Here is an 8753-nt window from a genome sequence, read left to right on the forward strand (position 1 = left end):
CGAAGAAATCATTGCCAAAGTCAAACGAGGACGAGCCGCCCTCAACCAGATCACTGAATCCGCGACAGACCACTAGTCATTTGGGACGATGGTGGTGATGGATCTACATCGATCGACACTGCTCCTCTGTCTGGCCTTGTTGACCTCGTGCACAACGAGCAATCCGCCTGGAGAGCGCGGAGACTCGATCACCGCCACCTCCACGCTGCTGTTCGCCGGAGATGTGATGCTCGGTCGAGGGATCGCCCCGATTGCCGCCGCCGATCCGGACGGTTTGTTCGCAGACGTGAGCTTCGTCGTGCGATCGGCCGATCTGGCGTTCGCCAACCTCGAATCACCGCTAACCGACCTACCCCACGTTTCGGCGAACCCCTACGCGCTCGAAGCGTCTCCGGGCCTCGCCGTCCTACTCTCCCGGGCTGGATTCGACGTCATGAATATCGCCAACAACCACGCGGGAGATGCAGGGAGACCTTCGGTCATCGATACCATCCAGGCGCTAGAGGCGGCCGACATCGGAGTGGTCGGTGGAGGCGCGGACGGCGCAGACGCCGCCAGGCCCCGGTACTCCGCGACCGCGGCGGGGTTGACCGTTGCATCGCTCGCCTTCGACGCCAGTCAGACGGGAATCGAGGCAGGCTCGGGGCCCGGTATCGTGCGCTGGAATCGCGAGTCGGCGCGGGTAATGGTGGCAGAAGCGCGGGCGGCGGCCGACATCGTGGTGGTTTCATTGCACGGTGGTGTCGAATACGAAACCGATTCGGACCCAGCCTTTCTCCAGCATGCCACCGACCTGGCTTCGTGGGGTGCAGATGTTGTATGGGGGCACGGTCCCCACGTCGTCCAACCCACCCGGGTCGTCGACCCCGACGGGGATGGGCGGAGGACGGTGATCGCCGCCAGCCTCGGCAACTTCCTCTTCGACCAGCAGCCAATCGATACACAACGAGGAGCGCTGCTCGAGACGCTCGTCACCGGCGGGGGCGTCGTCGCTTTTCGGATAGGCGTCACCGACCACACCGATCGAAGGGTTCATTTCGTCGAGTGGGAACCTCCCGCCGCCAACGCGGTGCTGCTCGGACTCGACTGGTGGACTCCGGTGGAGCCCTACAGCCTTGCACCCACGATCCCCGAGATTCCCCGGGACTTCGCGGCAGGCGACGTGGTTGACGCCGGACGTGGATACGTCAGAGGAGAAGACGAGGTCGACCTGGTTGTCTCATTTCGAAGGCCATTCGAGGAAACCGCAATAACCCGCCTCTTCCCCGATCGGGATTGGGTGGACTCCGCCGGCCGGAGTGCCCATCTCGGTGTCTACCGACCGGAGGATTACCGCCAGTGGTGGGTGGCGGGAAGTTTGTTTCGTCCGATCGCCGCCCTCGCCGTGTGCGATGGCGGAATCGCCGTCGCCTACTCGGAGCTGGACGACCCGGCGACGGTCGCCACCGGCGCCTTTCGGTGGGAGGGGTTCGGTTTCGCCGGCGCCGTCGAACTGACAGGTAACGGAAGCCCGGCATGCGCCGATATCGACCGCAACGGAGAAAGCGACCCTCTTGTTCTCAAACGATGAAGAAAGGACCGGCATCGGGAACCAGTCCCGCTTCGCCGGCGTTTACCGCCATGGAGGTTGACATGCACCGGCCAACGGCCTTGTTGGTCGTCGCCGTCCTCACCGTGACAGCTTGCACGGGCACCGGCGCCGACACCACGAACCCGCCATCCACGACCCTACCCCCGTCCTCGACGACTCACGCGCCCCCCGTCACCACGTCGACACAACCCGTGTCGACGACGACGGTTCCGATCGCCGTCACCGCCTCCATGCAGATCCAGCCACGGCCGATGGAGGCTTTCGCTCAGATGGACGACATCCCCCTCTTGGGAGATACGCCTTTGTATGCCGGGCTTCCCCTTCCTTCGTCACTCGCCGGCGTCACGCTTTCCCCGCCTGTGCAGGCACTACTCGATGGGTATCCGGACGTGGAGTCGGCCTTGCTCGCCAACGGATTCGTCGTGGTCCCGGGTTGGGCGTCACTCTTCCAGAACGTGTACGGCCAGTTCGCATACGACAACCACGCAATGTTCGTGACCACCGACATCGCCTACCACTACCTCCACCTGGCGTTCTCCAAGGTACTGCGCGACAGCGAAGAGGTCGTGCTCCTCCCGATCCTCGAGGAATTCGTCCTCGGATCGCTGGAAGCGACCAGGGACCAAGCATTGGAACTCAAAGGAACCGGACTCGAGGAGGCGGCAGACCGGGCGGAGCAACTGCTCGAAGCAACCGCCACTCTGCTGGGCATCGATGTGGGGCCGATCGGCCCGCTCGCTCAGGAAGAAGTGGCGCTGGCTCTCGAAGGAGTGGCCTTCGTTCCCTCCCCGATCACGAGCTTCGTCGAAGGCAGCGCGGCAGTCTCAGCTGCGAACCTCGTCGACTACAGCCTGTTCAAACCGAGGGGCCACTACACACGCAGTGCCGACCTGGAACGCTACTTCCGCGCCATGTCGATGCTCGGCCAGGGATCCTTCTTCCTCAACGACTCCCGTTCTCTGCAGATCGGTGCCCTCGTGGCGAGGGCGGTATTCACCGACCCGGACCTGGTGGACGCATGGACCTTGATCTACGAGCCGACCGCATTCATGGTCGGCCTGGCAGATGACTACACGCCTCTGGAACTTCTGGCCATCGTCGACGACCTGGCCCCCGGCCTCGCAACCGATCCTGTCGCGCTGGCCGACCTGGACCTGATTGAGCGGATCTCCACCGACCTGGCTCAAACCCGGGCGGTGGGCATCAACCCCGAAGCCGCCGCGGTTCGCATCATGGGCGCTCGCTTCGTCATCGACTCGTTCGTGCTGGATCAGCTGGGCTGGCCCAGTGTCGGAGAACCACCACCCGAGAAGCACCGGGTCTCAGTGTCGCCGCTCGATGTGGCTGCGGTCATGGGGTCCAACCTGGCGCTCGAGATACAGCGGGCTGCGGAGGAACCTGCCTACCTCCACTACGAAGAACAACTAGCGAGCCTTCGCGACCTCCTGGCCACCAGGACCATCAACGAATGGGCCGCCACGGTGTACGACGCCTGGTTGTATGCGCTCCAGCCGAAGTGGTCGGAGAAAACCGGGGCGTTCCCCGACTTCATGCAGACGCCGGCCTGGACGGCCAAGGACCTGATGACCGGATTGGGTTCGTACACGGAGCTCAAGCACGACACGATCCTCTACGCCAAACAGGCGGTGCTGAACGAGGGAGGCGGCGACTGGATCGAACAGGAACCGCGTCACTGGGTGGAGCCTGACCCCGTTGCGTTCTTCCGGGTAGCACAGGTTGCCTTGCTGTTGAGGGACGGCCTGGACGACCGGGGCCTGCTCACCGAAGAACACCGGACGCTACTCAACGACCTGATCTCGTTCGTCGATCGACTCGGTGGTATCGCCGGGGATGAGCTGGCAGGACGACCGGTTTCGACCGCCGACAATGACTGGCTCGAAGCCGTCGCCACCACGATGGAGGCGTTGTGGCTGGCGTCTTCGGACATCGATCCTGCGACCGGGTTGCCGTCCAGTCTCGACTCGATGGATGCCCTGATCGCAGATATTGCCCGATCTTCGTTCTTGTACCTGGAGATCGGAACCGGGTACATCGATCGACTCCTCGTCCTGGTTCCCACCGATGATGGGCGCTTCCAGGTGGCTGAAGGAGGTGTGTACTCGTACTACGAGTTCTGGCGGCCGGAGGAGGAGGGGCGACTCACCGACGAGGAGTGGCGCAGCATGCTGCAGGCCTCATGGGACTCCGGAGCCGACACCGGCGTTCCGGACCGATTCGAACCCGTCCCATTCGGTCACCCGGACGGGGGTGAACGCCTCCGGCCCGCCTGGCAAACCGCGTTCCTGGTTGAAGCAGGTTGAGCAAAGGAATCGGGTGGGGTGGGCCAAAAAGCCCGCCCCACCCGATGGCCATCCGCTGGAGTTTCTTCCGATTAGGTGTCGTAGTACATCGAGAACTCGTGCGGGTGCGGACGCAGCCGCAGCGCATCGACCTCGTGCACCTGCTTGTAGTCGATCCAGGCGTTGATGAGATCCATCGTGAACACGTCACCCTGAAGCAGGAAGTCGTGGTCGGCCTGGAGAGCAGCCAGCGCCTCTTCGAGGCTGCCGGGCACGGACGGCAGGTTCGCCAACTCGGAAGGCGGCAGGTCGTAAATATCCTTGTCGACCGGAGGGGGCGGCTCGATCTGGTTCTGAACCCCGTCGAGACCCGCCATGAGCATCGCCGCGAAGGCGAGGTAGGTGTTGGCCGAAGGATCCGGGCAGCGGAACTCGAGACGCTTGAGCGCCGGCTTCTGGGAGTACAGCGGGATACGCACCGCAGCCGACCGGTTGCGCTGGCTATACACCAGGTTGACCGGAGCTTCGTAGCCGGGCACGAGGCGCCGGTACGAGTTGGTGGTCGGAGCGGCGAATGCCAGCACCGCAGGAGCGTGCTTGAGAAGTCCTCCAATGTACCAACGGGCCATGTCCGAAAGCCCGGCGTATCCGTTCGGATCGTAGAACAGCGGCACGCCGTCCTTCCACAGGCTCTGGTGCGTGTGCATCCCTGAGCCGTTGTCCATGAACACCGGCTTCGGCATGAACGTGACCGTCTTGCCGTGTGCCCAGGCGACGTTCTTGACGACATACTTGAAGATCGTGACGTCGTCGGCCTGGCGCAGCAGTGTGTTGTAGCGGATGTCGATCTCGGCCTGACCGGCAGTCCCGACCTCGTGGTGATGGACTTCGACCTTGATGTTGAGCTTCTCGAGTTCGAGCGACATCTCGGATCGCAGGTCCTGGAAGTGGTCCGTCGGAGGAACCGGGAAGTAGCCCTCTTTGTATCCGGGCTTGTAGGCGAGGTTCTTACCATCCTCTTCGGCCGCGGTGTTCCATGCACCCTCGATCGACTGCACCTCATGGAACGACGAGAACTCATTCTGCATGAATCGAGCGGAATCGAAAATGTAGAACTCGGCCTCGGGGCCCCAGAATGAGGTATCGGCTATGCCGGTTCCGGACAGGTAGGCCTCAGCCTTGGCTGCGATGTAGCGCGGATCGCGGTCGTACGGCTCACCGGTGATTGGATCATGGACGAAGCAATAGAGCACCAGGGTCTTGTGCTTCATGAACGGATCGACGAACGCCGTGGCCGGGTCGGGCTTGAGGATCATGTCCGATTCCTGGATCTCCTGGAAGCCCCGAATCGAAGATCCGTCGAAACCGAACCCTTCAGTGAAACCATCCTCGTCGAGTTGGTCGGCCGGGATGGTGAAGTGCTGGACTTGACCCGGCAGATCACAGAAGCGAAGGTCGACGAATTGGCATTCCTCAGAAACGAGTTGCTGAAGAATATCGGCTGCTGTTTTGCTCACGTTGGGATTCTCCTCGGGTACCGGTTCCGGGCGCCGCTCTGCGGCCCCTGCGCTCCCCTGAGCGTTCCACGGATCCGTTTCCGCCGGGTTGCCCGAATGTGAATGGACGGTTAACAGATCCGGGCTTGGAAAGGCCTGGGTGATGGGTCCAAACCCCGTCTCAGATTCCACGTTTCGGGCAGGTCCACCTTGAATCGTCAATAGCGACAAAGGCGAACGCCGGTCGCGATCTCATGGATGCACCTAGGAACCCGCACTGGGATTTGGCATTCGGCACCTGACTCGAGGTTCGCATTGAGAGACGGCGAGCTTCATTCGGGTATCGTTTCCGACGTCGACCAAGAAGGAGGACCACGTGGACAAACAGGCCGAGTATGTACTTCGCACCGTCGAAGAGCGGGGCATCCGGTTTGTCCGCCTGTGGTTCACCGACGTCCAGGGATTCCTGAAGTCGGTATCCATCAGTCCGGCTGAACTGGAGACGGCGTTCGACGAAGGCATGACGTTCGACGGGTCGGCCATCGACGGCTATGCCCGGGTTCAAGAGGCCGACATGCTGGCCGTGCCGGATCCCGCCAGCTTTCAAATCCTCCCGTGGCGGCCCGAACAGCAGGTCGCCCGTATGTTCTGTGACATCGTCACTCCCGATGGGGAGCCCTTCGAAGGCGACCCCCGCTACGTGCTGCGACGCAACCTCCAGCGGGCCGCCGATCTCGGCTTCTCGTTCTACGTCGGACCCGAACTCGAGTACTTCTACTTCAAGAGTTCGAAAGGCAAACCCAAGGTGCTCGATCAGGGCGGCTATTTCGACCTGACCCCGCTCGACGTTGCGCAGGAATACCGGCGAACCACGATCAATGCTCTTGAGCAACTCGGCATCCCGGTGGAATACTCGCACCACGAGGTAGCGCCGAGCCAGCACGAGATCGACCTTCGCTATACAGACGCACTGACGATGGCCGACAACGTCATGACGTTCCGCCTCGCCGTCAAGGAAGTCGCCATCGAACACGGCATCTATGCCACGTTCATGCCGAAACCACTCGAAGCACACGACGGCTCCGGATTCCATATGCACCTGTCACTGTTTGAGGGGGACCGGAACGCCTTCTACGAAGCCGGGGCCGACAACGGGCTCTCGAAAGTGGCAGAGGGGTTCATCGCGGGCATCCTCAAGCATGCTCCCGAACTGACTGCCATCACGAATCAATGGGTCAACTCGTACAAACGTCTCGTGAAGGGTTTCGAAGCACCGATCTACACCTTCTGGGCGCGCAACAACCAGTCCGCACTGATCAGGGTCCCAACGGTCAAGCGCGGGAAGGCCTCCTCGACGCGCATCGAGTACCGCGCACCCGATTCCGCCTGCAACCCGTACCTCGCCTTCTCGGTGTTGCTGGCTGCCGGCCTGGCCGGGATCGAGAACAACTACGAACTACCCGCCGAGGTGTCCAACAACATCTTCGAGATGACGACCGCCGAACGTAAGGCGCTGGGAGTCGGCAGGTTGCCGGCCACGCTCGATCATGCACTCGACGCCATGGAGGCTTCTGAGCTGATGGCGGATGCGCTCGGCGAGCACATGTTCTCGTGGTTCCTTCGCAACAAGCGGAAGGAATGGGACAAATTCCAGAACCACGTGTCTGAGTTTGAACTCGAGAGGTATCTTCCCATCCTGTGATAACCGTCGCCGTTTCCTCCGCCGCAGACCTGCAGGAGCTGACCGAGGCTCTGATGCTGGCCGGTGCCCTCGCCACCCCGGTCGAGGCGGGTGACGCCGACGGCGAATGGGGTGTCGCACTGGTCGATCTTCGTTCGGAACCGCTGCAGCAGCTGCGAGAAGCCAGGCGAATATCGGAAGACATCGGCTGTCCGGTCATGGTGGTGATCACGTCGACCCAGACCACACTCCTCGAACACGAACGATGGATCGCCGACTTCATCAACGAACCGATCGACACGCTCGAACTCCGCTTGCGGGTGAGCCGCCTCGCCGGTCACGAGGAGGGGATCCAATCGGTCGAGTACAAGAGCCTCGAACTCAACCTCGCCACCTACCAGGCGACCATCGACGCAAAGCCGATCGACCTCACCTACATGGAATACGAACTGCTGCGCTACTTCATCGAGCACCAGGGGCGGGTCTGGAGCCGCGAGCAGTTGCTGCAAAAAGTGTGGGGATACGACTACTTCGGGGGCGCCCGCACCGTGGACGTCCACGTGCGGCGCCTGCGTTCCAAGTTGGGCGAAGAGCGGGCGAGCTGGATCACGACGGTGCGATCGGTGGGCTACCGGTTCGGTTGACCACCAGCTTTTGACCGTTCTGGCGTCAGAAACCCGACAGAATTGCGCGCTTCCTGACGCCAGAACGGGGATTACCCTTGGCCCATGGACCCGCTCATCCCTGCGGAGATCGACAGGCACTACTCTGACCTGTACGCCGAATCTCAGCGCCTCAGTGAGGACGGCCTCGGCAGGATCGAGCTGATCCGGACCAAGGAGATTCTGGTGCGCTACCTCCCGGAGGCTCCCGCCGAGATCCTGGACATCGGTGGAGGCCCCGGCGTGTATTCGGTCTGGCTCACCAGCCTTGGTCACAGACCGACATTGATCGACCCGGTCGCCCTCCATGTGCAACAGGCGCGGGAGGCCGGAGTACCGTCGGCCGAGCTCGGTGTGGCCGGCCAACTCGAGTTCACCGACGACAGCTTCGACGCAGTTCTGATGTTCGGTCCGCTCTATCACCTTCAGGAACGCTCCGACCGCCTGGCAGCCTTGCGTGAGGCCCACCGCGTCCTGAGGCAGGGCGGTCTCCTATTCGTGGCAGGGATCACCCGATACGCCTCCGCCATCGACGGACTCGACTCTGGTTTCATCGACCACGAAGACTTCGAACGGACCGTGCACGTCGATTTGGCAACGGGCAAGCACACCAACCACACCGCAGATCCCAGGTTCTTCACGACCGCGTATTTTCATCTGCCGGATGAACTTGTAGGAGAACTCGAGGCGACGGGGTTCACAGATGTGGAGATCGTGGCAGTGGAAGGCATGTCGTGGGCGGCCCGGGACTTGGAAGAGCGAATCTCCGATCCCGACAAGCTGAGGGCAGTACTCGACCTCCTTCGCCGTTTGGAGTCGGCCCCCTCACTGCTCGGAGCGACTCCACATTTCCTGGCGATCGGTCGAACCTGACCACTACCCCATTCTGGCGTCAGAAACCCCCCAGAATGGCGCGCTTCCTGACGCCAGAACGGGGGGCTAGCTCTCTAGGTGGCTGCCGAAAAAGTGGCTTTCGGTGAGGTTGGTTGGCGGCGGGCCAGTCGTGGGTGATGCCGGAGACCA

6 protein-coding genes are annotated in these 8753 nt (G+C 62.3%); 5 read left to right on the forward strand and 1 reads right to left on the reverse strand.

The genetic code is table 11. The features are described 5' to 3' along the window. Positions 1-97: 97 nt before the first annotated feature. Both P1T08_17490 and P1T08_17495 read left to right on the forward strand, forming a co-directional pair. Positions 98-1570, forward strand: coding sequence for a CapA family protein (locus P1T08_17490; GenBank protein MDF1597876.1), 1473 nt, complete (start codon positions 98-100; stop codon positions 1568-1570). Between the two features lie 62 nt (positions 1571-1632). Beyond that, positions 1633-3912: a DUF3160 domain-containing protein gene (locus tag P1T08_17495; GenBank protein MDF1597877.1), complete on the forward strand. Its 2280-nt coding sequence runs from the start codon at positions 1633-1635 to the stop codon at positions 3910-3912. A 71-nt stretch (positions 3913-3983) separates the two neighbouring features. On the opposite strand, the gene glnA (P1T08_17500) is transcribed toward P1T08_17495, so the two are convergent. Next, positions 3984-5408, reverse strand: a complete 1425-nt coding sequence (glnA, locus tag P1T08_17500) for a type I glutamate--ammonia ligase (protein MDF1597878.1) — start codon at positions 5406-5408, stop codon at positions 3984-3986. A 355-nt stretch (positions 5409-5763) separates the two neighbouring features. Here glnA (P1T08_17500) and glnA (P1T08_17505) point away from each other — a divergent pair, with 355 nt between their 5' ends. The 3 genes from glnA (P1T08_17505) to P1T08_17515 all read left to right on the forward strand — a co-directional run bounded on the left by glnA (P1T08_17505) (position 5764) and on the right by P1T08_17515 (position 8603). Next, a complete protein-coding gene (glnA, locus tag P1T08_17505; GenBank protein MDF1597879.1) occupies positions 5764-7089 on the forward strand; it encodes a type I glutamate--ammonia ligase in 1326 nt (441 codons plus the stop codon). Next, positions 7086-7712, forward strand: coding sequence for a winged-helix domain-containing protein (locus P1T08_17510; GenBank protein MDF1597880.1), 627 nt, complete (start codon positions 7086-7088; stop codon positions 7710-7712). Before glnA (P1T08_17505) ends, P1T08_17510 begins: the two co-directional genes overlap by 4 nt. An 84-nt stretch (positions 7713-7796) precedes the next feature. Then, positions 7797-8603: a methyltransferase domain-containing protein gene (locus tag P1T08_17515; GenBank protein ID MDF1597881.1), complete on the forward strand. Its 807-nt coding sequence runs from the start codon at positions 7797-7799 to the stop codon at positions 8601-8603. Positions 8604-8753 lie beyond the last annotated feature (150 nt).

Source organism: Acidimicrobiia bacterium, assembly GCA_029210695.1.
In the GTDB taxonomy this organism is placed as follows: domain Bacteria; phylum Actinomycetota; class Acidimicrobiia; order Spongiisociales; family JAHEDJ01; genus JAHEDJ01.

Coding starts and splice junctions, on each gene's coding strand:
- P1T08_17495 (MDF1597877.1), top strand. CDS start 1,633: ATGCACCGGCCAACGGCCTTGTTGGTCGTCGCCGTCCTCACCGTGACA.
- P1T08_17515 (MDF1597881.1), top strand. CDS start 7,797: ATGGACCCGCTCATCCCTGCGGAGATCGACAGGCACTACTCTGACCTG.
- P1T08_17490 (MDF1597876.1), top strand. CDS start 98: ATGGATCTACATCGATCGACACTGCTCCTCTGTCTGGCCTTGTTGACC.